Below are 23532 nucleotides of genomic sequence, written 5' to 3' on the forward strand. Positions count from 1 at the left end.
GGGGGTGCCGGTGGCGCTTGTCCCGGAGCTGCATAGGGCGCGCCCGGGGGGGGGGGGGGGGGGCGGGGGGCCCCCCCCCCCCACACCCCGCCGACACCCCTGACCGACCGCCTGCGACCGACGGAACTGGCCACCATGCGTATCGTTCTTCTGCACATGCCCTGGGGCGCGATCGACGTGCCGTCGCTGGCGCTCGGGATCCTGCACACCACCGCCGCGCGCGCCGGCCACCAGGTCGACGTCCGGTACGCCAACCTGGACTTCGTGGACTGGGCCGCCGAGACCGCGGGTTTCGGCGCGGACGACTACCAGTACTTCTCCGAGAAGTCCTACTTCCAGGGCGCGGGCGACTGGGCGTTCGCCGGCGCGCTGTACGGCGACGACGACGGCGACGACGACAGCACCGACAGCACCGGCTACTTCGAGTACCTGGCCGCCAACGGCGCGAGCGAGCAGGAGATCGCCCTGACCCGGGCCACCCGCGCGATCGCCCCGGCGTTCATCGCCCGCCTGGTCGAGGAACTCGCCGCCGACCCGCCGGACCTGGTCGGCTTCACCACCACCTTCCAGCAGAACACCGCGAGCCTCGCCGCCGCCAGGCTGCTCAAGCAGCGCTGCCCGCAGGTGCGCACGGTGTTCGGCGGCGCGAACTGCGACGGTCCGCAGGGCGCCGCGCTGCACCGCAACTTCCCCTTCCTGGACTACGTGGTGCGCGGCGAGGGCGAGGCCGCCTTCCCGGCGCTCCTGAACGGCCTCCTGGCGGGCGGCGACCTCTCCGCCGTCCCCGGACTGTGCTGGCGCGACGGCTCCGGGGCGTCGACGGCCAACGCGATGACGAAGCGTCCGCTGCCGCCCTCCGCGATCCTGGCGCCCCGCTACGACGGCTTCTTCGAGCGGCTCGACGCCTCCGTCGCGGCCGGCTGGGTCGATCCCAAGCTGGTCGTCGAGGGCTCCCGGGGCTGCTGGTGGGGCGAGAAGCACCACTGCACCTTCTGCGGGCTCAACGGCTCCTCGATGGAGTTCCGCTCCAAGCCGCCGGCGGACTTCCTCGCCGAGGTGCTCGCGCTCGCCGAACGCCACCAGCTGCTGGACGTCTACGTGGTCGACAACATCCTGGACATGGGCTACTTCGACACCGTCCTGAAGTCGCTGGCCGAACTCCCGGTCGACCTGCGGCTGCACTTCGAGATCAAGGCCAACCTGCGCCGCCACCAGTTCCAACTGCTCGGCGACTCGGGCGCGGCCCAGGTGCAGCCCGGCATCGAGAACCTGAGCACCCGGGTCCTGCGGATCATGGACAAGGGGGTGACGGGCTGCCAGAACGTCCGCGCGCTGCGGGACGCGCAGAGCGCCGGGGTCTCGGTGACCTGGAACTACCTCTACGGCTTCCCGGGCGAACAGCCGGAGGACTACGAGTCGGTGATCCGCCAACTGCCCGTCCTGCACCACCTGGACCCGCCGACCGGGGCGGGCCGGATCGCGATCGAGCGGTTCAGCCCGTACTTCGACCGCCCCGAACTGGGCTTCGCGATCACCCGGCCGGCCTTCCAGTACCGCGCGACGTACCGCCTGCCGGAGAGTGAACTCAACGAACTGGCCTACGTGTTCACCGCACCGCCGCGCGGGATCGGCGGCGGGCTCGCGGAGCGGCTGGGCGCGGCGGTGGACACCTGGCTCGCGCGGTTCCCCGACAGCCGGCTCAGCTACCGGGACGCGGGCGGACGGGTCGTGCTCGTCAACACCCGTCCCGGGTACGACTGGCGGGTGGTCGAGCTGACCGATCCGGTGGAGCTCGCCGTCTTCCGGCTGCTGGTCCAGCCCCGCTCGGCCGCCGCGCTGGCCGCCAAGGTCCCCGGCGGGGCGGCGGCGGTCGAACCGGTGCTGGAGCGCTTCACCGCGCTGGGCCTGCTGTTCCACGACGGGGCCGGCTACCTCCAGGTCGCCGTCGAGTCCGACAACCAGGTGCTGATGCGGATGCGGCACCGGCACGGCACCGCCGCCGCCCTCCCCCGCACCGAGGAGGTGCCCGATGCCGTCGCGATCGGCTGAACGGAACGATGCCGCACGGGACGACGCCGGAAGGACCGGTGCTGGAAGGACCGACGCCGCCTGGCGCGCGGCCGGCCCGGAGGTCGAGCTCTGGCTCGACTACGACCCCGCCGCCCGGGAGCTGCCGGGCTTCGCCCTCGGCCGCCGCACCCTGTCCGGCCCGGCGCAGGAGGAGGTCACCGGGCTGCACCGCGCCGGGGTCCGCTGCCTGCGGCTCACCGAGCCGGTGCGGCTCTGCGCGGACGCGCCCGCGGCCTCCGCACGGGCGCTGATGCTGCTGCGCGAGGCGACCGGACAGGGGCTGGCCGTGCTCTGGCAGGCGGTCTGCACGGACGGCTGCGCCGCGCGGCGCCGGTTCCACCACCTGTACCCGCCCGAGCGGTTGACCGGCGGGCCGGAGGAGGTCGTCGCCGACTGGCGCGCCACGTACTACCCGAGCAAGTGCGTCTTCCGGCGCGGCCCCGGCTTCGTCGAGGTGCGCGACCGCCGGTTCGGGACGCTGGAGCTGTTCACCATCGACGAGCCGGACCACCTGGCGCAGGTGGACGCGCTGGCCGAGGGCGTCGAGGTCGGCCGGCTGCCGGAGGCCGTCCACCGGGACTTCGCCGAGGCCGGTCTGATCGCCGAACAGGCCGGCCGCGCCTGGTTCCTGCCGATGCGGGTGCGCCGCTGGCCCTTCCCGTCGCTGACGGTGTAGCCGCGTGACCGCGTAACCGCGAGAGTTCCGAGCCCGAGGAGAGATCCATGACCACCGCGGTCGACGACGCCGCCGGGCGGATGTCCGCCTTCATCCGCGACCCCTACCCCACCCTCGCCCGGATCCGCGAGGCCGGCGCGGTCTCCGTCGTGGAGTTCGGCGAAGGCCTGCCGGTCTACCTGGTGACGCGCTACCAGGACGTCCGGGCGGCGCTGATGGACCCGCGCTTCGGGCAGGACGTCCGCCGCAGCCAGGCCATCGCGAGCGGCCGGGGCTCCGGCCTGACGCTCGGCTCCGAGGTCGTCCACATGCTCAACAGCGACCCGCCGGACCACACCCGGCTGCGCCGCCTGATCCAGGGCGTCTTCACCCGCCGGCGGGTCGACCTGATGCGGCCGATGGTCGAGCGCATCGCCGGCGGCCTGCTGGACGGGCTGCGCGGACGGGAGACCGCCGACCTGGTGGCGGACTTCGCCTTCCCGCTGCCGATCATGGTCATCTGCGAGCTGCTGGGCTTCCCCCCGGAGGACATGCACGCCTTCCGCACCTGGTCGACGGCGATCCTCACCCAGGGCGGCGAGATGACCTTCGACCAGGCCACCGCCGAGATGAACGACTACCTCCGGGAGTTGATGACGGCCCGACGGGCCACCCCGGGCGAGGACGTCCTGACCGACCTGGTGCGGGCCCGCGACGCCGGCGAACTCACCGAGCAGGAGGTGTTCTCGATGGTCTTCCTGCTGCTGATCGGCGGTCACGAGACCACCGTCAACCTGCTCGGCACCGCCACCCTGGCCCTGCTCCACCACCCCGACCAGCTCGCCCGGCTGCGCGCCGACCCGGCGGCGATGCCCGTCGCCATCGACGAGTTCCTGCGCTACGAGTCCCCCGTGAGCATGGCCACCCTGCGGTTCACCAACGCCGACGTGATGGTCGACGACGTGGAGATCCCGGCGGACGAACTGGTGCTGCTCTCGCTCGGCGCGGCCAACCGGGACCCGGCCCGCTTCACCGATCCCGACCGGCTGATCCTGGACCGGGGCGATCCGGGCCACCTGGCCTTCGGACAGGGCCTGCACCGGTGCCTCGGCTCCTTCCTCGGCAGGCTGGAGAGCGAGGTCGCGCTGACCGGCCTGCTGGAGCGCTTCGCGCGGATCGAGCTGGCCGCCGCCGAGGAGACCCTGCCCTGGCGCAACACGATCATGCTGCGCGGCCTGGAGTCGCTGCCGGTCTCGCTCGATGGCTAGCGGCGCGAAGGCGGACGGCGCGAGGACAGCTGGCGCTTCGGGCCTGTTGCGGTTCCGCCCCCGGTTCGGCGTCGCCCCGCTGCGCTCGCGCGGCTTCCGGCTGCTGGTGATCGGCCAGGCCACCTCGGAGTTCGGCAACGCGTTCCAGGTGGTCGCCCTGCCGCTGCTGGTCTACTCCCTCGGCGGCGGCGCCCGCCAGTTGAGCCTGGTGGTCGCCGCCTACGGCGCGGGACGGCTGGCCGCCACCCCGCTCGGCGGGATCCTCGCCGACCGGTTCGGCGCCCGGCGGGTGATGCTGACCGCCGACCTCGGCCGGCTGCTCGCCACCGCCGGGCTCTGCGCGGTCGCCGCCGGCGGGGCGGCCGCGTTCTGGCTGATCGGCGGACTCGCCCTGCTGGTCGGCCTCGGGGCGGGGGTCTTCCTGCCTGCCGCCTGGGCGATCACCCCGGCCCTGCTGCCCGCCGAGGACCTGCACGCGGGCAACGCCCTGAACAGCACGGTCACCTTCGGCGCCGGCCTGCTCGGCCCGGCGGTGGCCGGCCCGCTGGTCGCCTGGCTGAACCCGGCCACCGCGCTGGGCGTGGACGCGGCGACCTTCGCCGTGTCCACGGCGACGCTGCTGCTGATCGGTCGCGGCGGCCTCGTCGCACCGCCCCGCCCGATCTCCGAACGCGCCTCCGTACCAAGGAACTTCCGCACCCTGCTACGGGAATCGCCGCTGCTGCGCGCGGTGCTGACGGTGACGGCGATCGCGAACCTGACGGTGGGCGGCGCCACCCGGGTCGCCCTGCCGACCCTGGCCACCCACGGCTTCTCCGCCGGTGCCGCCGGGCTGGGCCTGCTGCTCGCCGCGTTCACCGGCGGCGCGCTGGTCGGCGGCCTGTTCGCGGCCGGCCTCACCGAGGTGCGCTCCCGCGGCCGCACGGCGATGCTCTCCGGCCTGGTGATGGGCGCGGCGATCGGCCTGGTGCCCTTCACCGGCCTCGTCGGCGCCGTCCTGCTGCTCTGCGTGGCGGGCGGCGCCAGCACGGTGACCAACGTCCTGGTCGTCACCGGCGTGCAGAAGAGCACCCCGCCCGCGCTGCTGGCCCGGGTCATGGCGGCCGTCACCTTCTGCGCGCTGGGCGTCTTCCCGGTCTCGGTGATCGCGGCCGGCGCGGCGGTGGACGCCTTCGGCAGTCGGTGGGTGTTCGCGACCACCGGGCTGTGCCTGATCGGCGCCTTCGGATACGCGCTGACCAGGCGCGAGATGCGCGAGCTGTAGGACTCCCGACGCCGCTCCCGGACGACACGCGGTGCCCGCAGCGGCAACCATTCGTACCCGGCCGGTCCGGGGGCGTGTCTGACAATTCCCGCCGGGTGCGCGACGCCGGGGCACGCACCTCGCCGCGTTGTCGTCGGTCGCCAATGCTCCGCAGTGGCTCCCTCCTCCGCCTTGCGATGCACGCACCCCAACGCCGCGCGCTGATTTGACGCCAATTGTCAGACACGCCCTAGCGTGTGACCCACCGCAGCCCTGACGCTGCCCGAGAGAAAGGAAGCGCCCATGCCTTTCGTCACCGTCGGCCAGGAGAACTCCGCCCCCGTCGAGCTCTACTACGAGGACCACGGCTCCGGGCAGCCGGTCGTCCTCATCCACGGGTTCCCGCTGGACGGGCACTCCTGGGAACGGCAGAGCGCCGCACTGCTGGACGCCGGCCACCGGGTCGTCACCTACGACCGCCGCGGCTTCGGCCGCTCCTCCCAGCCCACCACCGGCTACGACTACGACACCTTCGCCGCCGACCTCCACACCCTGCTGGAGACCCTCGACCTGCGGGACGCCGTCCTGGTCGGCTTCTCGATGGGCACCGGCGAGGTCGCCCGCTACGTGTCCGCGTACGGCTCCGGCCGCGTCGCCAAGGTGGCCTTCCTCGGCTCGCTGGAGCCCTACCTCCTCAAGACCGACGACAACCCGGACGGCGCGGCCCCGAAGGACTTCTTCGACGGCATCGTGGCTGCCGTGAAGGCCGACCGGTACGCCTACTACACCGCCTTCTACCAGGACTTCTACAACCTCGACGAGAACCTCGGCACCCGGATCGGCGAGGAGGCCGTCCGCAACAGCTGGAACGTCGCGGCGGCCGGCGGCTGGTACGCCGCCGCCGCGGCACCCTCCACCTGGTACACCGACTTCCGCGCCGACATCCCGCGCATCGACGTGCCGGCCCTCATCCTGCACGGCACCGGCGACCGCATCCTGCCCATCGACAGCACCGCCCGCCCGTTCCACCGGGCCCTGCCCTCCGCCGAGTACGTGGAGATCGAGGGCGCACCGCACGGCCTGCTGTGGACCCACGCCGAAGAGGTCAACAAGGCGCTGCTGACCTTCCTCGCGAAGTAGCCGGATCCGTCCGGCCCCGAGGGCCCCGCACCCGCCCGTCCGGTTGCGGGGCCCTCGGGGCCGGTGCTCTCCTGCTGGTGTCGGGCCGTGCGACGGCCGGAGCCGAATCGCCCCGACGTCCCCGAGGGAAAGCCGGTGGCCCCCATGGCCGAGCGATCCACCGTCCGCACCGTGACGTACGACCTGCTGCGCACGCTCGGACTCACCACGGTCTTCGGCAATCCGGGCTCCACCGAGGAGCCCTTCCTCCAGGACTTCCCCGCGGACTTCCGCTACGTCCTGGCGCTCCAGGAGGCCTCCGCGATCACGATGGCCGACGCCTTCGCCCAGGTCACCGGCCGCCCCGCACTGGTCAACCTGCACTCCTCGGCCGGCACCGGCAACGCCATGGGCAACCTGGTGTCGGCCTCCCACGCGCACACGCCCCTGATCGTCACCTCCGGCCAGCAGCACCGGGAACTGCTGATCGGCGAGCCGTACCTCGCCAACCGCGAGGCGACCCTGCTGCCGCTGCCCTCGGTGAAGTGGTCCTACGAACCGGCCCGCGCCCAGGACGTCCCCGAGGCCGTCATGCGCGCCTACGCGCACGCGCTCCAGCCGCCCGCCGGGCCGGTCTACCTGTCGATCCCGCTGGACGACTGGAAGCAGCCGCTGTCCGCCTTCACCCGGGTGCGGACGGTCAGCCACCGGGTGGCCCCCGACCCCGCACGGCTGCGGGCCTTCGCCGAACGCCTCTCCGCCAGCCGCCGGCCCGCGCTCGTCCTCGGACCCGAGGTCGACCGCGGCGGCGGCTGGGACGCGGCCGTCGCCCTCGCCGAGAAGCTGCGCGCCACCGTCTACGGCCCCCCGCTCGCGGAGCGCACCTCCTTCCCCGAGGACCACCCGCTCTACGCCGGCCCGCTGGGCCTGTCGGTCAAGGCCGTCGGCGAACGCCTGACCGGACACGACCTGGTCGCCGTGATCGGCGCTGAGGTCTTCCGCTACTACCCGTACGTACCGGGCGACTACCTCCCCGCGGGCACCGCCCTGCTCCAGCTCACCGGCGACCCGCACGCCGCCGCCACCGCCCGGGCCGGCGACAGCCTGCTCGGCGACCCCCGGCTGGCCCTCGAAGGGCTGCTGGACCTGGTCCAGGAGGGCACGGCCCGCACCGCCCCCGACCCGATGCCCCGGCCCCGGATCCTGCCGGCCTCCCCGACCCTCCCGCTCCCCCCGCCCGCCGTCTACGCCGCCCTGAGCCGGGTCCGCCCACCGGACGCCGTCATCGTCAACGAGTCCACCTCGACCATGGCCCAGCAGCTCGAATGGCTGCCCACCACCCGCCCCGGATCCTTCTTCTCCACGGCCAGCGGCGGCATCGGCTGGGCCGTCCCCGCCGCCGTGGGCATCGCGCTCGCCGACCGGGAGCGCGGAGTGCGCCGCCCGGTGGTCGGCCTGATCGGCGACGGCTCCTTCCAGTACTGCGTCCAGGCCCTCTACACCGCGGCCCGGCACCGCCTCCCGATCGTCTACGTGGTCATGCGCAACCACGAGTACGCGATCCTCAAGTCCTTCGCCCGACTGGAGGACACCCCCGGCGTCCCCGCACTCGACCTCCCCGGCCTCGACATCGCCTCACTCGCCCGCGGCTTCGGCTGCCACGCCGTCGACGTAGAGACGACCGAGGACCTGGAACGGGAGTTCACCACGGCCCTGACCGCCGACACCACCACCGTCATCGTCGTCCCCACCCAACCCCAGCCCGCCACGCTGTAGGAGGCACGGCCGGGCCCGGGCGGCGGGAACTCAATCAGTCGCTTGACAATCATCGCGAGCCCCTGCTTGAGTCCGGACCATGGCACGGGCAGAGAAGACGGACCAGCGCCGGGAGACCGGCCGGCGCACCCGGGACGGCCTGCTGGCCGCCACCCTGGACCTCCTGGCGGAACGCGGCCAGGACGGCGTGAAGCTCCGCGACGTCACCGACCGCGCCGGGGCCAACGTCGCCGCGGTCAGCTACCACTTCGGTTCGCTGAGGGCGCTCTGCGACGCCGCGATCGAGCAGGCGCTGGAGCGGTACCTGGACGCCCAGATCCAGGCGCTCGACCCGCTCGGCCCCGACGCGACCCTCCAGGAGCTCGCGGCGGCGTTCGCCCGGCCGATGATCAGGGCACTGGCCGCCGGCGGACCGGAACTGGCCGTGATGCGCACCGTCGCCCGGGTCGGCATCGATCCGCCCCAGGGCTGGGACCGCCTGAGCGGCAAGTTCGAACGGGCCCGCCAGGACGCCGTCCGCGTCCTGGCGGCCCACCTGCCCGGTGTCGACGAGCGGGAACTCGTCTTCCGCACCCGCTGCGCCGCCGGCCTGCTGAACTGGCTCGCCCTGGCCCCCATCGGCGCCGAGCTGGCCAGCGAGCCCGCCGAACGGATCGAGCGGCAGCTGCTGCCCGTCCTGACCGGCGTGTTCCACGGGCAGCCGTACCCCGGCTGACCTGCACGGACCCCCGTCCGACCAGAACCATTCAAGCAAATGCTTGACCACTCGCCATGACGCTCCCATAATTTCAAGCAAGCATTTGATTGCTTTCATGGAAGGGGAAGTGCGATGACCACCGACGCGGAAGCCGTGGTGCGGGCCGCCTACCACGCGGCCGAGGGCCACGTCCTCGACGTACCGGGCTTCATCGACAGGTTCGCCGAGGACGGGGTGTTCAACAACGTCCTCGCGGGCGAGAGCTACCGCGGCGAACACCTCGGCGACCAGGTCGTCTTCATGGCAGCCCTGGCACCCGACATCCACCGCGAACTCCACCGGGTCCACGTCATCGGCGACGTGGTCGCCGTCGAGCTGACGACCGAGGGCACCGTCACCGGCCCCTTCGAGACGCCCGCCGGCACCGTCCGGGCGCCCGGCGCCCGACTCGGCATCCCCACCGCCGACTTCTGGTACGTCGAGAACGGGAAGGTCAAGGAGTTCAACTGCTACGTCGGGCTCAGCGTCATGCTCGCCCAACTCGGCGTGCACCCCGACTTCGCCGCCGCCGTCGCCTCCTCGGCGGCCCCACCGTCCTGACCGCCCGGGCCCGGCCCCCGATCCGTCAGGCTTCCGCCCTCACGAACCGCCGCTCCCCAGCATCAGGTCCGTCCCGCCCAGGAAGGTCAGCCCGGCCGCGTCGCTCAACTCGTCGGGGAGGCAGGTGAGGGCGAGCTGCAGCGCCTGCAACGAGTCGACGCCGAAGATCGCCGTCACGCGGTCGGCGATGCCGGGGTGCCCGGTGATCCGGTACGGGCAGTACCAGTCCGGCCCCTCCGGGTCGCGGGACGGCGCCCCGACCTCCACCAGCACCGGCACCCTCGTCCCGTCCGGAGCGGTGAAGACCAGCTCACGGCTGGCCACGGCCCGACCAAGTTCGTACTCAGTGCTCACCGCCGCAGTACACCACACGACGTACCACCGGGTGATCGACGGCAGGTCCCCCGCGCGGCCGGGCGCCGGCCCTCGTCCCGATGATCCTCGGGTCCGCTCCGGGCGGCGGAGGAGCGGAAGGGCGCCGCTCGGCGCGGACTCCCGCCGGATGGTGCCGAAGCGCGGTCTCGCCCGCTCCGGGGCGGGCGGTGGCGGCCTGCTGCTGGTAGACGGCCATGTGGGCCGAGAGCCCCGTCGCGCGGGCGCCGCCGACGGTCTCGCGCAGCAGGACCAGGCGGCGCGGTCCGGGCGGCACCCTGGCCGCGGCCAGCGCGGACAGGGCGGTGCGGACGGCCTCCCGGAGGGTGGCCCAGGCCGCGTCCTGCTGCTGCGGCCAGGCCGTGTCGGGCACCTGGAGCATTCGCGCCGCGCACCCGAGGTGGCGCCGTGCGTCCCACTCCGCCACCTCCCGGGGGTGGCCGCCGGACGCGGGGCGGGAGGCGAGCGAGATCATGCCGACCGTCCCCTTCGGCGGGCGGCGACCAGGAACGAGTGCAGCGGCCCGGCCAGTTCCCCGGCGCGGGTGAAGGAGTGGTAGCGGGCGTCCACCAGCGGGGCCAGGTCCTGCAGGAGGGTCGTCCTGATCGGGCAGGAGGCGTGGACGGCGAAGAAGACGGGCAGCCGGGGCCCGGCGTGGACGTTGTAGGCCACCTCGTAGGCGCCGGACTCGCTCAGCTCGGTGCGCACCACCAGCATCGCGTGGGCGCTGTCGAGCAGGCCCAGCCGCCAGGCGCGGAACGCCGCAGGCGTGAACGCCAGGCCGGTCTCCTCGGTGAAGGCTTCCTTGAACGTCCCCGCGTGCTGGGCGGCGGGGTAGGGCAGCAGGGTCACCGGGCCGCTCGCCACCCCTGGGTCGGTGGCCAGGTCGACCACGCTCTGCACCACGTCCCGGTCGCCCGGGCCGGAACGGGTCAACGGCTGGCGGACGAACAGGCGCAGCGGCCCCGCTCGGGGCGTGGTCGTCGGCGTCGCGGCCAGGGAGGAGGAGGCGGTCAGGGAAGGGGAGGAGGTTGGGAGGGGAGGCATCACGATCACCCCATAGTGGTTTACCTTTCCGAAATCTGTCCGTAATCTCAAGGTTACCCAATGAGGTGTCCGGCCGGTGCTCCGCACGCCTCCGCCCCGGCCTCCCCGGCGGGCGCCGATCGAGGAGCCGCCTTAGCATTCCGGTGGAGCAGGGGGCCGTCCCCAGGAGATCCCGAGGAGCTTCGCGATGAGTACGCACCTTGACCCTGCTCATGACCGCCACTCCCGGTCGCTGCGGGTGCGCTGCCACCTGTGGCCGCACGGGCAGGCCGCCCGGCGGCATCCGCACCCGCCGACGGTCCACGGCGTGGCCGCCCACCTGGCGGAGGCGGCGGCGGCGCTGCACAGCCTCGGCGAGGACGACGACCAGGAGCGCACCGCGATCCTGCGGACCGCGCGCCAGGCGACCGACACCGCGCTCGGCGTGCTCACCGCCCTGGGCGCCGCCCCCGGCCCCCACCGACTGGAGCTGCTGCGCGACTCGGTCCGCGCCGCGCACGGCACGGTGGAGTCCGGGAAGACGGCGATCCACCGGAGCACCGGCACCCGGCTCGGCTGAGTCCGCCACCGATGCCGGCCGGTTTCAGTGCGGGCGACACCGCCTTCGTGCTCATCAGTGCGGCCCTGGTCATGCTGATGACCCCCGGGCTGGCCTTCTTCTACGGGGGCATGGTCAGGGCCAAGAGCACGCTGAACATGCTGTCGATGTGCTTCGTCGTGCTGGCGATCGTCAGCGTGCTGTGGGTGCTCTACGGCTACTCGCTCAGCTTCGGCCCCGACGCCTTCCACGGCCTGATCGGCAACCTCGACCACCTGGGGATGCGCGGCATCGGGCGGGACGAGCTGCACGGCTCGATCCCGGTCACCGTGTTCGCCGTGTTCCAGCTGATGTTCGCGGTGATCACCCCGGCGCTGGTCAGCGGCGCGATCGCGGACCGCGCCAGGTTCACCGCCTGGACGCTGTTCGTCACGGTCTGGGCCACGGTGGTGTACTTCCCGGTCGCGCACTGGGTGTTCAGCACCGACAACGGGCGCGGCGGCTGGCTGGTCGACCGGGTGGGCGTGATCGACTTCGCCGGCGGCACCGCGGTGCACGTCAACGCCGGGGTCGCGGGCCTGGCGCTCTGCCTGGTGCTGGACAAGCGGGTCGGTTTCCGGAAGCACCCGATGCGCCCGCACAGCCTGCCGCTGGTGATGCTCGGCTCCGGGCTGCTCTGGTTCGGCTGGTTCGGCTTCAACGCGGGCTCGGCGCTGGCCGCCGACGGCGTCGCCGGCGCGGCGTTCCTGAACACCCAGATCGCCACCGCCGCCGCGATGCTCGGCTGGCTGGCCTACGTACGGGCGAGGAACGGCGCCTTCACCTCGCTGGGCGCGGCCTCCGGCGCGGTGGCCGGACTGGTCGCCATCACCCCGGCCTGCGGGTCGGTCTCGGTGCTCGGTTCCATCGTGATCGGGCTGGTCGCGGGCGCGGTCTGCGCGGCGGCGGTCAGCCTCAAGTACCGGCTGGGCTTCGACGACTCGCTCGACGTGGTCGGCGTGCACGCGGTCGGCGGGGCGATCGGCTCGCTGCTGATCGGCCTGCTCGCCACCGGGCACGTCGGCGAGAGTGCCAGGGGCCTGTTCTACGGCGGCGGCTTCGGGCAGCTCGGCAAGCAGGCGGTCGGAGTCGTGGTGGTCGCCTGCTATTCCTTCGTGCTCTCCTGGCTGCTCGGCCGGGCGATCCAGCGGACCGTCGGCTTCCGGGTCGCCGAGGAGGTCGAGGTGGTCGGCATCGACCAGACCGAGCACGCCGAGACCGCCTACGACTTCACGGCGTCGGGGGCTCCCTGGCCCGAGCCCCCGGCGTCCCGGCCCCGCTCCCGGTCCTGGTCCCGGTCCCGGGGAGTGGCGGACGGCCTGGCGACGGCCGTGCGGAAGGCGTTGCGGAGGAGGGCCCCGTAGCCGGCGGGACGTGCCGGGGCCCCCTTCACCGGCCGAGGGCCGCCGTCACCAGGTGACGGGCAGTGCGTGCAGCCCGTAGACCTCGTTGTTGACCCGGTAGGGCACCTCTTCGGCGGGGCACGCGAGCGCGAGGCCGGGCAGTCGCCGCAGCAGCGCGGGCAGCGCGATCCGCAGTTCGGCGCGGGCCAGCGGTGCGCCGAGGCAGTGGTGCGGGCCGTGCCCGAAGGTCAGGTGCGACACGGGCTCGCGTCCGATGTCGAGGCGGTCCATCCCGGCGCCGAGCGCCGGGTCCCGGTTGGCCACCGGCAGCTGGCAGACGACCTGCTCGCCGGCCTTGACCGGCACGCCGCCGATCTCGGTGTCGCACCGCGCCGTCCGGGCCAGCGCGGTGCTGGACACGGACAGGTACCGCAGCAGTTCCTCGACGGCGGCGTCGACCACCGGATCGCCCTCGGGCGCGTCGCGCAGCCGGTCGGCCTGCTCCGGGTGCGACAGCAGGGCGAGCACGCCCAGGCCGATCGTGTTGGACACCGTGACGTGGCCGGCGAGCAGCAGCAGCTCGCAGACCCCGACCAGTTCGGAGTCCGACACCGCGCCGCCGTGCTCCCGGACGAGCATGCCGATCATCCCGTCGTCCGGGCTGCGCCGCTTCTCCGCCACCAGGGAGGCCACGTACGCGTGCGACTCCCGGCCGGCCGCGAGCCGTTCCTCCATGGGAAGCCCGAGGTCCAGCGTGGTCCGGGACCAGCGGTGGAAGTCCCCCTGGTCCGGGTCGGGGACGCCGAGCATCGCGCAGATCACCCCGAGCGGCAGCGGCAGGGCGAAGGCGTCCATCAGGTCCGCCGCGGGCCCCCGCGCCTCCATGGCGTCGAGCAGCTCGCCGACCAGGGCGCGGATCATCGGCTCCAGGGAGCGGATCCGTTTCCCGGTGAACTCCGGCGTCAGCACGTGGCGCAGCCGGGTGTGCTCCGGCGGGTCCATGTTGAGGAGTTCGTTCGGCAGGACCGGGGCGCGTTCCGGGTCGTACATCGCGAAGGTCTCCTGGTCGGCCAGGACGCGCCGCACGTCGGCGTGCCGGGTGACGAGGCGGTACTCGCCGACCCGGTGCAGCCAGAAGTCCCGGACCCGCCGGGCCGGGTCCCCGCGCTGGGCCTCGCCCAGGGCCGGGCCCGGGTCGAACCCGTCGCGACGGTAGAAGATCGAGATCGGCGGCACGTCCTGCTCGCTCATGGAACCTCCCGTGATCATCCGGTACCCCCTTCCCGATACCCCGGGCCCCGGGCCGCCGCGCGTGTCGGCGGCGATCCCGTGCGGCGCGCGGGGGCGCGGCGGCCTCGCACGCGCCCCCTCTCCCGAGCCGGAGCCGCCCCCGGCGCGCCTCACCCCAGGCTCACCTGCCCTTCCCGTCCGCCAGCAGACCCGCCTGCCGGTCCGTCAGGAGACCCTCGGCACGGAGCCAGCGCACCGTGTCGGCCATGGTCTCCGCGATCGGCCTCGGCACCAGTCCGCAGGTGCTCGCGGCCGGGTGGACGGGAGCCGCGCAGGCGCAGGTGTAGACGGCGCCGTACTCCGCGGGGATGTGCCAGGGCCAGCCGCGCTGCACCAGGGTGGCCAGGGCGCCGACCGGCAGCATGGCGCGGGCGGGCAGGAAGACCGCGGGCAGCCGCCGCCCGGTGACCTCCCGCAGGGTCCGCACGTACTCCCGGGTGGCCAGTTGGCGGCCCGGGGCGAAGTGGCGGTCGAGGCCCGTCCTCGGTGCGGTCAGCAGTCGGGCGTGCAGCCGCGCGGTGTCGCGGACGTCGCCGACCGGGAAGCCGCCGAGCGGCCAGACCGGCATCAGCCCGCGCAGGGTGTTGCGCAGCCGGGTGTTCTGGTCGCCCGGCCCCGGGTCCAGCGGGCCGAGCAGCGCGGGCGGGTAGCTGATGACCACCGGTGCGCCGTCCCGCTGGTAGCGGCGGGCGACGCGCTCGGCGGCGGCCTTGGTGGCCATGTACGTCTCCCGGGGGCGGCCGACCGGGGAGTCCTCCCGGAGCGGCCGCCGGCGGGTCGGCAGCAGCGCGACGATGCTCGACACGTGGATGACCGGATCGGCGCCCGACCGGCGGGCCGCGGCCAGCACCAGGTCGGTCCCCCGCTCGTTGGTCCGGCGCATGGCCGCGTACCGCCGGCTGTCGAAGGAGTACACCGAGGCCGCGTGCAGGACGGCGTCGGCGCCGCGCACCGCGCGGGCCGCACCGGCCTCGTCCGTCACGTCCCCGACGACCAGGTCGACGGCGCCCGGGGCCACCTCCATCAGGGCGAGGGCCCGTTCCGCGCGGGCCGGGTCGCGCACCAGCATCCGCACCCGGTGCCCGCCCCGGACCATCGCCGCGACCGAGTGGATGCCGACGAACCCGGTGCCGCCGGTCACGCTCACCAACATCGGACCACCCCTCCGCTCAGCCGGTCCCGTCGCCGGCACCGCCGACGCCCCGGTGGAATCCTCCGCCGTAGAACAGCAGCGCCTGCCGACCCTCCGTCCAGCCCGACCCGAGCACGCTGCCGAGGAAGACCGAGTGGTCGCCGCCGTCGTACTGCGCGGCCAGCTTGCACTCCAGCCAGGCGAGCGAGCCCGACAGCAGCGGGGCGCCGGTGAACGGGCCGGGCCGCCAGTCGACGCCGTGGAACTGGGCGGCGCCGCGCGGCCGGCCGCGGCCCGCGAAGTACCGTGCCAGCGGCTCCTGTTCGGCCCCCAGGACGGAGACCGCGAAGGACCCGGTCGCCGTGATCGCCCGGTGCATCGTCGCGGTGCGGGCGACGCAGCACAGCACCAGCGGCGGCTCCAGCGACACCGAGCTGAACGCGTTGGCGGTCATCCCGTGGACGTGCTCGCCACCGGTGGTCAGCACCGTGATCCCGGTGGCGAACCGGGCCATCGTCTCGCGCAGCGCGTCCGGCGGAACGGCGGCGTGCCGGGAGGACGGCGAGGTCGTGGACGGTGACGGGTCGTCGACCAGGGCGCGGCCGTTGTCGCTCACCGCGCCCTCCCCGTGCCCACCGGCCGGCCGGGCGGGGCCGGCGCCGCCAGGACCCGGGCGGCCACCGCGTCCTCGGCGTACGGCGCCAGGGCCCGGCGCAGCTCCTCCGGCACCGGGGCCGGGACGGTCGCCGTGTTCGGCCCGCGCATGCACGCGATCCGCTGGCGGCCGCGGGCGACCGGGCTCCCCTGCCCGCCGTCGATCCGCAGGTAGTCGAAGCTGAACTGGACCTGGGTCCGGGTCAGTTCCTCCAGTCGCATCCGGACCGACAGCTCGTCGAACGCGGTGATCTCGGCGAAGAACTCGCACTCCACCTTGAGGGTGAACAGCTTCAGGTCCTCCCGCAGCTCGGCGAGCACCCCGGGCGCCTTCTCCTTGAGGAACATCTCCCGGCAACGCCCCTGCCAGCGCAGGTAGTTCACGTAGTAGACGTTGCCGACGAGGTTGGTCTCCTCGAACCCCACGGTGTGGCGCAGCTCGTAGTAGCCCGACATCAGTTCTCCTTTCCGGCGAGTACGGCGAAGACGACCGGCCCGGGCCGTCCGTTGACGGTGGTCACCCAGGTGGCGACGGCGGCGTCGCCGGCGGACAGGACGGCCCAGCCGTCCGGGTGGACGCGGTCGAGGGTCAGCGCCTGCGTGGTCGCACCGGACTTGCGCAGGCACTCCAGCGCGCTCCAGACCCTGGTGCCGGCCACCTCCGGGGCCTCGGCGGCCTCGGCCGCCAGCAGGTCCCGCAGGGCGTGTTGGCCGGGGCCGAGCAGCGCGTCCCAGTCCTCGGGGGTCCGTTCCAGGACGGACTCGGCGTCGCAGGCGAGGCGCCCCCGGCCCACCACCGCCAGGGTCAGGCCGCCGTCGTGCGAGGCCGACACCGTCCAGCCCTCGAGCCCCGGCCCGCCGCCGAGTTCGGGCCTGCCGTCCGGCCGGTGGTTCAGCTCCACCGGCCGGCCCAGCGCCCGACCGACGGCGGTCGCGGTGCGGGCCCGGCGGTCGCGGTGCCCGGCGTCGCCGTCCGCGGCGGGTTCGACGACCACCGCGCGGCTGCCGCCCAGGACCCGTTCCAGGCTGCGTTCCAGGTACGAGCCGAGCATCGCGGGCACCCACGGGCCGGCGCCGTCGCGCCGGCGCACGGCGACCAGGGTCAGCCCCTGCCAGTGCTCGACCACCGCTCCGGAGGGCGTGCGCACGACGAGGTCGTAGACGTAGCGGTCCCCGTCCTGGGAGCGCTCCCGGGCGTCGAGCACGACGAACCCGGTGTCCTGGTCCGCCCGGTCGGCCAGCCAGAGCCGCTCGATGCTCTGCGGCAGCAGGGTGGCGTCCGGCACGCAGCACTGGATGGCGTGCATCATCGCGTCCCGGGTGCCCGGGTCGGCCAACTGCTGCTCCTGCGGCAGGAAGGCGGCGAACCAGGGCGCCTGGGCGGCGGTGGAGATCTCCGCCAGGGCGTGCCGGGCGCTCGCCCGCCGGTACTCCAGCAGGCGCTGGAACCGCTTGCCCTGGAACAGCACGCCGCCGTACAGCTCCGTCACCGGGTCGACCGGCACCGTCGGCAGGCCGGACCAGACCGGCGGCGGTGTGCCGGGCGGCTCGGGACGGGGGTAGCGCAGCCTCGCCCGGAAGTGGTCGGCCGTGAAGCCGGTGTCCTCGCTGCGCAGCACCACGTCGACCGTCCCGGGGGCCTGCACCAGCGCGGCGATCCGGATGGTGGTCGAGCCGCCCGGGCGGACCACCACGGGGCGGCGGAACTCGACGTCCTCCAGCAGCGGCGAGCCCTGGTGCCCGCTCACCGCGGCGGCCACCTGGGCCATCGCCTCCATGCCCAGGACGGCCGGGAAGAGCAGGTCGCCCTGGAGCCGGTGGTCGGTCAGGTACGGGTCGCTGCCCTCGGACAGCTCGGCCTCGGTGATCAGCTCGATCTCCGGGTGGTGGGCGACCACCCGCTCCACGAACCTGGTCAGCGGCAGTTCGCGCTGGACCGTGGCCAGGGTGGGCAGGCCGCCGGCCCGTCCGCTCACCACCAGGACGGGGCCGGCCGAGGGGTCCGCGAGCACCTCGCGGAGCACCCGGATCCCGTCCTCGGTGGAGATCGGCGTGATGCCCTCCCGGATCAGCGCCTCGACGACGCCGAGCCGTTCGCCCATCCCCGCGCCCGACCAGACCGACCACTCCAGGGCGATCGCCCGGGCCCGCGGGTGCCGGTCCCGGAAGCGGAGGGTCAACTCCGTCATCCAGTCGTTGGCGGTGGCGTAGTGGGCCTCGCCGCGGAGCCCGGCCCGGCCGATGATCGAGCCGAAGGTGACCAGCAGCTTCAGGCGGTCCGGGTCGACGGCCGCCAGCACCGCCGCCAGGCCGTCGGTCTTGGGCGCCAGGGTCCGCCGGAAGTCCTCGGCGGTCAGCGCGTCCAGGGCGGCCGGCTCGTTGCGGCCGGCGCCGTGCAGCACCGCGGTGACCGGGCCGAGTTCGCGCTCCAGCCGGCCCACCGCGGCGGCGACCTCCTCGGGCGAGGTCACGTCCGCCCGGGTGTAGCGGTAGCGCAGGCGGGCGGCGTCCATCCTGGCCAGGTTCCCGGCGAGTTCGCGGTCGGCGGCCGGGTCGGCGCGGCCGATCAGGGCCAGGGCCGCCCCGGAGTCCCGGGCGACCGCCAGGGCGCACTCGGCGGTGATGCCCTTGCCGCCGCCGGTGACCAGGAGGACGTCCCGCGCGTCGAGCGGTGACTCCCCCTCCGCCACCGGGCGGCGCGGCAGGGGGCGGAGCACCGGGACGGTGCGGCGGCCGTCCCGCTGGTAGCGGACCTCCGCGAAGCCGGCCGTGGCGGCGGCCTCGGCGACGACGCGGGCCACCGCCTCGTCGCGGGCGGCCCCCTCGGGGGCGGTGTCAGGCAGCTCGACCACCGTGGTCGGGACGGACGGGTGTTCCAGGTGCAGAGTCTTCGCCAGCCCCGCGGCCCCGAGGCGGTGCTGGACCACGACCAGCCTGGTGCCCTCGGGGGCGGCCAGGACGGCTCGTGCGGCGGTCAGGAAGAGCTCCGTGTCCTGCGCGCCGCACTCGTCCGGGAGGCAGAGCAGGACGCCGTCCCCGAGGCCCGCCGCGGCGAGCGCGGTGCGCAGCGGTGCGGCCAGCGGGTGGCCGGGCGTGGCGAAGACCGTCCAGCCGTCGGCCGAAGCCCGGGGGTCGGACGCCCCGCGGCCGGGGTGCGGCCCGGCTGGCAGGGGAGCCGCCACGTGCTCGACCGCGAAGGGGCGCACCCACGGGGCCACCCCGGGGACCTCGCCCGCCGGCTCCGCCCCGGCCTGCGAGGTGTCCGCCAACCGGTCGATCAGCTCGGCGAGTTCGCCCAGCCGTACGGTCGCGAAGCCGGTCGTGGCGGCGAGCGCGGGCTGGCCCAGCGCCCGGGTGACGTCGTTGACGATCTGGCCGACCGTGATGGAGCTCAGGTGCAGGTCGTCCATCGGGTGGGTCCGCGCGGTGACGGAGTCCAGCGGCAGCTCGACCCGCTCGGCCGCGAGCCGGCGCAGCAGGTCCAGGGTGGAGACCGGGCCGGTGCCGGTGTCCGCGCCCGCCGGACGCGCGGACCGCTCGGCGCCGTCCGCCCCGTCGTCCGCCCCGCCGGCCTGCGCCACCAGGGCCGCGCCGATGGCCGGAGCCGCCTCGCAGGGGCTGGCCAGGAAGGTGGGCTCGCTCTCCGGCGGCAGCGGCCGGACCAGGCGGTCGCCGAACAGGGCCGCGGTCCGCACCGGCGCACCGAGCACGTACGCGGCGCCGGCGACCCTGAGCAGCGGGCCGAGCGAGGCGCTGTCGGTGTCGACCGCCAGCACCGCGAGGTCCGGCGCGATCTCCGCCAGCAGGCCGGACAGCACCCGGCCGGGGCCGACCTCCACCACCAGGTCGGCGTCGGCGGCCGCGGCCTCGGCGGCCTCGTGGAACCGGACCGGGAGCAGCACCTGGGCGCGCAGCAGCTCCCGCAGGTCGGCGGTCGGGTCCAGCAGCCGGCCGGTGACCGTGGAGGCGACCGGGCGGACCGGCGGGCGGAGGTCGAACCCGGCCAGTTCGGCCGCCATCGCGGCCGCGGCCGGTTCGACCAGCGGCGAGTGGAAGGCGTGCGACACCCGCAGCCTGGTCGCCGTGACGCCCTCGGCCGCCGCCCGGCGGCAGACCTCGTCGACCGCCTCGGCCGGGCCGGAGACCACGGTCTGCCGGGGGCCGTTGTAGCCCGCGACGACGACGTCCGATCCGTCCGACAGCCGGGCGGTCCGCTCCGGGGTCGCCGCCAGGCCGGCCATCGCGCCGCCGCCGAGGCTCGCCCGCGCCATCACCCGGCCGCGGACCGTGGCGAGGCGCACCAGTTGCTCCTCGCTCATCGCCCCGGCCCAGTGCAGCGCCGTCAGCTCGCCCAGGCTGTGCCCGACGGCGGCCCCGGCCCGGATGCCCAGTCCGTCCAGCACCCGGAGGGCGGCCAGCGAACCGGTGACGATGCGCGGCTGGGCCACCTCGGTGGCGACCTGGTCCGCACCGGCGGGCGGTCCGGCCGCGCCGAACACCTCCTCCGCGGTGGCGAACCGGCGCCGGATCGCGCCGACGGCGCCGTGTCCCGAGCCCTGCCCGGGGAAGAGGTAGACGATCCGGGGCGCGGTCCGCGCCCGGCCGAGGAAGACCCCCTCGGCGGCCGAGAACGCCTCCCGAGCGCCCGAGTCGAGCAGCGCGGCCAGCCGTTCGAGGGCCCGCGCGGCGTCGTCCGGCGAGGTCGCGACGACGGCGGCCCGGACCGGGGCGCCGGAGAGCCGCTCGGCCAGCGTTCCGGCCAGGTCCGCGAGTTCGGCCTGGGCCAGTCGGGGCACCAGGTCGAGCAGTGGGCCCAGCTCCGCGCGCAGCGCGGCCGGGTCCGCGCCGTCCAGCAGCAGCAGTTCGGCGTCCTGGCGTCCGGCGACCAGCCGGGTGGTGCGCTCGTCGAGCGCCTCGCGCCGGGTGCGGCCGGGGCCCTCGGCGACCGCGACGTGGGTGTTGATCCCGCCGAAGCCCATGGCCGACACGCCCGCCCGGACGGGCTGGTCGGCCGGCCAGAGCTCGGCCCGGCCCGGCACGTACATGGCCGCCGTCTCGCCGAGCAGGCCGGGGTGCGGGTCGTGGTGGCCGGTCGCCGGGGGGATCACCTGGTGGTGCACGGCGAGGGCGGCCTTGATCAGGCCGGCCACGCCCGCCGCGGCCTTGGTGTGCCCGAAGTTCCCCTTGACCGTCCCGAGCGCGGCCGGTCGGGCCGTCGGGTCGGCGGCGCGGCGCGCGGAGGACAGTGCCTCGATCTCGGTCGCGTCGCCGAGGGCCGTACCGGTGCCGTGGCCCTCGAAGTACGAGACCGTCTCGACCCCGTAGCCCGCCCGCCGGTAGGCGCGGTCCAGTGCCAGCCGGTGGCCGCCCGCCTCGGGCCGGGTGATGCCGCCCCTGCCGTCCGAGGAGACCCCCCAGCCGCTGATGCTCGCGTAGATCCGCCGCCCCTGCGCCACCGCGTCCCGCTCGCGCATCAGCACCAGCATGCCGGAGCCCTCGCCGGGCCAGAAGCCGTTGGAGTCCCGGTCGTAGACCTTCATCTCCCCGGTGGCCAGCGCGCCGGTCTTGGCGAAGCCGATCACCTCGAACGGGTCGATGGACAGGTCGACCCCGCCGGCGACGGCCACGTCCAGGTCGCCGTCGCAGAGCGCCCCGGCGGCCGTGACCACGGACAGCAGGGAGGAGGAGCAGGCGCCGTCGACGGTGTACCCGCCTCCGCGCAGGTCGAAGTGGTTGCAGATCCGCCCGGCGATGGTGTTGGCGAGGCCTCCCGCCAGCGAGTCCTCGTCGATCGGCGGGAAGGGCGCCTTGTACTGCGGCTCCAGCTCCCCGAGGAAGGCGGCGACGTCGCCCTCGGGCCAGCCCTTGCCCGCCAGGGCGGCGGCCACCGTCCGGCGCACGTAGGGCCAGCGCAGCCGCATGGTGTTGGCGCGCGAGAACTCGCCGGTGAGGCTGTTGCCGACCACCACGCCGGTGGCCTGCCGCGGCAGGCCCGCGCCGTCCGGGAACCCGGCGTCGGCGAGCGCCTCGGCGGCCACGTCGAGGGCCAGCCAGTGGGTCAGGTCGGTCGCCCGGTACGTGCTGCCGGCGACGCTGTACCCGACCCGGTCGAAGCTGTAGTCCCGGAGGACGGCGGCCTTGGTCGCGTAGTACCGGTCGGGCGCGGTGCGGTCCGCCGACCAGTAGTCCGCCTGGTTCATCCGCTCGTCCGGCAGCCTCCGGAAGGCCCGGCGGCCGCCCAGTACGTTGTCCCACAACTCGCCCGGGGAATTGGCGTCCGGATAGCGGAGGCCGATTCCCACGATTGCGATCCGTTCACTGCTCATGTATCCACCACCCATGGAGATGAATTGACGGCGAATCCCTTCGCCAACCCGGCAGTCCACCCATCGGTCAAGCGTGCGACCAAGGCCGGGAAAATGCCTTCTCCGAGTTTGCTTTACCACCCGCGCGGGTCGCGTTCTTTCAATAACGGCGTTATTTCCCCGCGTTCGCATTCCATAACGCCGTGATATTCCGCGCGGCACACCGGAGCCGACGGCCGTGAACGCACCGGGGCCCCCGCCGCGCGGCGGGGGCCTCGGTGCGTTCGGAGTGCCGCGGGCGGCTTCGGTGTCAGCCGTGACCGCCCGTCAGAGCCCGCTCCCCCAGCCTGGCGCCCAGCTCCCGGGCCGCCGCCAGGGCGGCCCAGGAGGCGAGCTCGACCAGCGCGGCGTCGCCGGGCCGGCCACGCCGGAACTCGGCGACGAGACCGTCGTCGACCCGGTACGAGGCCTTGGCGACCAGCAGCGCCAGCCGGCCCGCCGGGCGCTGCTCCTCGGGCAGGGCCGACACCTCGTCCTCGACCCAGGCGCGGCCGGTCCCGGGCGGCCCGCCGTCCCACCCGGCGAGTCCGGCCGTCACCAGCCGCCGGACGCCGTCCGGCACCGAGCGGGCCCCCGCCTCGTCGATCGCGGCGGCGGCCCGCGCGAACGCGCCGGCGATGCTCGGGGTGCCCGCCGCCCACCGCAGGTCCGCCGGCAGCGGCGCGGAGGGCAGCAGGTCCAGCGAGGCACCGGCCGGCGGGGTGCCGCGCGCGCTGCGGCGCATCAGCCGGCCGAGCACGGCCGTCGCCGCCGACCGCGCGGGCGCCGGGAGGCCGGCCGGGAGCGGGCTCTCCTCCAGGAACAGGTTGACCATGCGGTTCAGGTAGTGGAAGGTGACCGCCACGCCGACCAGTTCGGGCACCCGGTCCGCGGGGAACGGCGGTCGCGCACCCCGGCCGCCCACGCCGTCCCCGGTCTCCCGGAGCCAGTCGGCCACCTCCCGCTCCCTCCCCGCCGCCGCCCGAGCCCCGGCGGACGCCCCCGGTCCGGGCCGCAGCGCGGCCAGCGTCGCGCCGTGCACCTCCGTGCAGAACGGGCAGGCGTTGGCCTCCGACACGGCGACGGCCACCGCCTCCTTGAGCGCCCGGTCGACCCGCCCGGCGGCGAGCAGGGTCTCCCGGAGCATCACCCACGAGGCGGCGAGCACCGCCGGCGAGGGCGCGTGCAGGCCGATCGGCGGTGCGAGCAGGCCGAACTCCCGCTCGACCTCGGCATAGACCCGGGCCACCTCCTTCCCCGCGTCGGCCGGGCGGACCGGGGCGACCCGGCGGATCTGCGCCAGCGGCCGCAGGGCCGGCCGCAGCAGCGGTATCACCATCGCTCT

At 74.7% G+C, this 23532-nt stretch carries 19 protein-coding genes; 10 read left to right on the top strand and 9 right to left on the bottom strand.

The genetic code is table 11. The features are described 5' to 3' along the window. The first annotated feature begins 135 nt into the window (after positions 1–135). From ACWDD9_RS21610 to ACWDD9_RS21645, 8 genes are all read left to right on the top strand, one after another. On the top strand, positions 136–2049 hold the full coding sequence (locus ACWDD9_RS21610; protein ID WP_449812378.1) for a RiPP maturation radical SAM C-methyltransferase: 1914 nt from the start codon (positions 136–138) through the stop codon (positions 2047–2049). Beyond that, positions 2030–2746, top strand: coding sequence for a DUF5825 family protein (locus ACWDD9_RS21615; RefSeq protein WP_449812379.1), 717 nt, complete (start codon positions 2030–2032; stop codon positions 2744–2746). The genes ACWDD9_RS21610 and ACWDD9_RS21615 overlap by 20 nt, the downstream gene beginning before the upstream one ends. Positions 2747–2793: 47 nt before the next feature. Continuing rightward, positions 2794–3993, top strand: coding sequence for a cytochrome P450 family protein (locus tag ACWDD9_RS21620; protein ID WP_449812380.1), 1200 nt, complete (start codon positions 2794–2796; stop codon positions 3991–3993). Next, the gene (locus tag ACWDD9_RS21625; RefSeq protein ID WP_449812381.1) at positions 3986–5257 is read left to right on the top strand and encodes an MFS transporter; all 1272 of its coding nucleotides are present in this window, start codon (positions 3986–3988) and stop codon (positions 5255–5257) included. Before ACWDD9_RS21620 ends, ACWDD9_RS21625 begins: the two co-directional genes overlap by 8 nt. 282 nt (positions 5258–5539) lie before the next feature. Then, on the top strand, positions 5540–6376 hold the full coding sequence (locus ACWDD9_RS21630; protein ID WP_388045484.1) for an alpha/beta fold hydrolase: 837 nt from the start codon (positions 5540–5542) through the stop codon (positions 6374–6376). Positions 6377–6520: 144 nt separating this feature from the next. Next, the gene (gene mdlC / locus ACWDD9_RS21635; RefSeq protein WP_449812382.1) at positions 6521–8131 is read left to right on the top strand and encodes a benzoylformate decarboxylase; all 1611 of its coding nucleotides are present in this window, start codon (positions 6521–6523) and stop codon (positions 8129–8131) included. A gap of 79 nt (positions 8132–8210) precedes the next feature. Continuing rightward, the gene (locus ACWDD9_RS21640; RefSeq protein WP_449812383.1) at positions 8211–8846 is read left to right on the top strand and encodes a TetR/AcrR family transcriptional regulator; all 636 of its coding nucleotides are present in this window, start codon (positions 8211–8213) and stop codon (positions 8844–8846) included. Between the two features lie 114 nt (positions 8847–8960). Further along, positions 8961–9428 (top strand): nuclear transport factor 2 family protein, encoded by a 468-nt coding sequence (locus tag ACWDD9_RS21645; protein WP_449812384.1) that lies wholly within the window; start codon positions 8961–8963, stop codon positions 9426–9428. Between the two features lie 39 nt (positions 9429–9467). On the opposite strand, the gene ACWDD9_RS21650 is transcribed toward ACWDD9_RS21645, so the two are convergent. Genes ACWDD9_RS21650 through ACWDD9_RS21660 form a run of 3 tightly spaced genes read right to left on the bottom strand, consistent with a single transcriptional unit; the run spans position 9468 to position 10847 of the window. Then, positions 9468–9782, bottom strand: a complete 315-nt coding sequence (locus ACWDD9_RS21650; RefSeq protein WP_159028433.1) for a DUF6968 family protein — start codon at positions 9780–9782, stop codon at positions 9468–9470. After that, a complete protein-coding gene (locus tag ACWDD9_RS21655; protein ID WP_049651320.1) occupies positions 9772–10275 on the bottom strand; it encodes a hypothetical protein in 504 nt (167 codons plus the stop codon). The genes ACWDD9_RS21650 and ACWDD9_RS21655 overlap by 11 nt, the downstream gene beginning before the upstream one ends. Next, positions 10272–10847 (bottom strand): hypothetical protein, encoded by a 576-nt coding sequence (locus tag ACWDD9_RS21660; RefSeq protein ID WP_159028432.1) that lies wholly within the window; start codon positions 10845–10847, stop codon positions 10272–10274. The genes ACWDD9_RS21655 and ACWDD9_RS21660 overlap by 4 nt, the downstream gene beginning before the upstream one ends. A gap of 187 nt (positions 10848–11034) precedes the next feature. On the opposite strand from ACWDD9_RS21660, the gene ACWDD9_RS21665 reads away from it, so the two are divergent. Next, complete coding sequence (locus ACWDD9_RS21665) at positions 11035–11406, top strand: hypothetical protein (protein ID WP_159028431.1); 372 nt, start codon at positions 11035–11037, stop codon at positions 11404–11406. An 11-nt stretch (positions 11407–11417) separates the two neighbouring features. Beyond that, complete coding sequence (locus ACWDD9_RS21670; RefSeq protein WP_449812385.1) at positions 11418–12788, top strand: ammonium transporter; 1371 nt, start codon at positions 11418–11420, stop codon at positions 12786–12788. A gap of 45 nt (positions 12789–12833) precedes the next feature. On the opposite strand, the gene ACWDD9_RS21675 is transcribed toward ACWDD9_RS21670, so the two are convergent. From ACWDD9_RS21675 to ACWDD9_RS21700, 6 genes are all read right to left on the bottom strand, one after another. Continuing rightward, a complete protein-coding gene (locus tag ACWDD9_RS21675; protein ID WP_079272181.1) occupies positions 12834–14018 on the bottom strand; it encodes a cytochrome P450 in 1185 nt (394 codons plus the stop codon). Positions 14019–14178: 160 nt separating this feature from the next. After that, entirely contained in the window at positions 14179–15210 is a 1032-nt protein-coding gene (locus ACWDD9_RS21680) for an NAD-dependent epimerase/dehydratase family protein (RefSeq protein ID WP_449812386.1), read from the bottom strand. 16 nt (positions 15211–15226) lie between these two features. Next, positions 15227–15703, bottom strand: a complete 477-nt coding sequence (locus ACWDD9_RS21685; RefSeq protein ID WP_053112049.1) for a flavin reductase family protein — start codon at positions 15701–15703, stop codon at positions 15227–15229. A 98-nt stretch (positions 15704–15801) separates the two neighbouring features. Continuing rightward, positions 15802–16299 carry an acyl-CoA thioesterase gene (locus ACWDD9_RS21690; RefSeq protein WP_074002823.1) on the bottom strand — a complete coding sequence of 166 codons (498 nt, stop codon included), beginning with the start codon at positions 16297–16299 and terminating at the stop codon, positions 15802–15804. Then, positions 16299–22169: a type I polyketide synthase gene (locus ACWDD9_RS21695; protein WP_449812387.1), complete on the bottom strand. Its 5871-nt coding sequence runs from the start codon at positions 22167–22169 to the stop codon at positions 16299–16301. Before ACWDD9_RS21695 ends, ACWDD9_RS21690 begins: the two co-directional genes overlap by 1 nt. A gap of 289 nt (positions 22170–22458) precedes the next feature. After that, positions 22459–23526, bottom strand: a complete 1068-nt coding sequence (locus ACWDD9_RS21700) for a carboxymuconolactone decarboxylase family protein (RefSeq protein ID WP_449812388.1) — start codon at positions 23524–23526, stop codon at positions 22459–22461. Positions 23527–23532: the final 6 nt, after the last annotated feature.

This window comes from Kitasatospora sp. NPDC001119 (assembly GCF_053598475.1).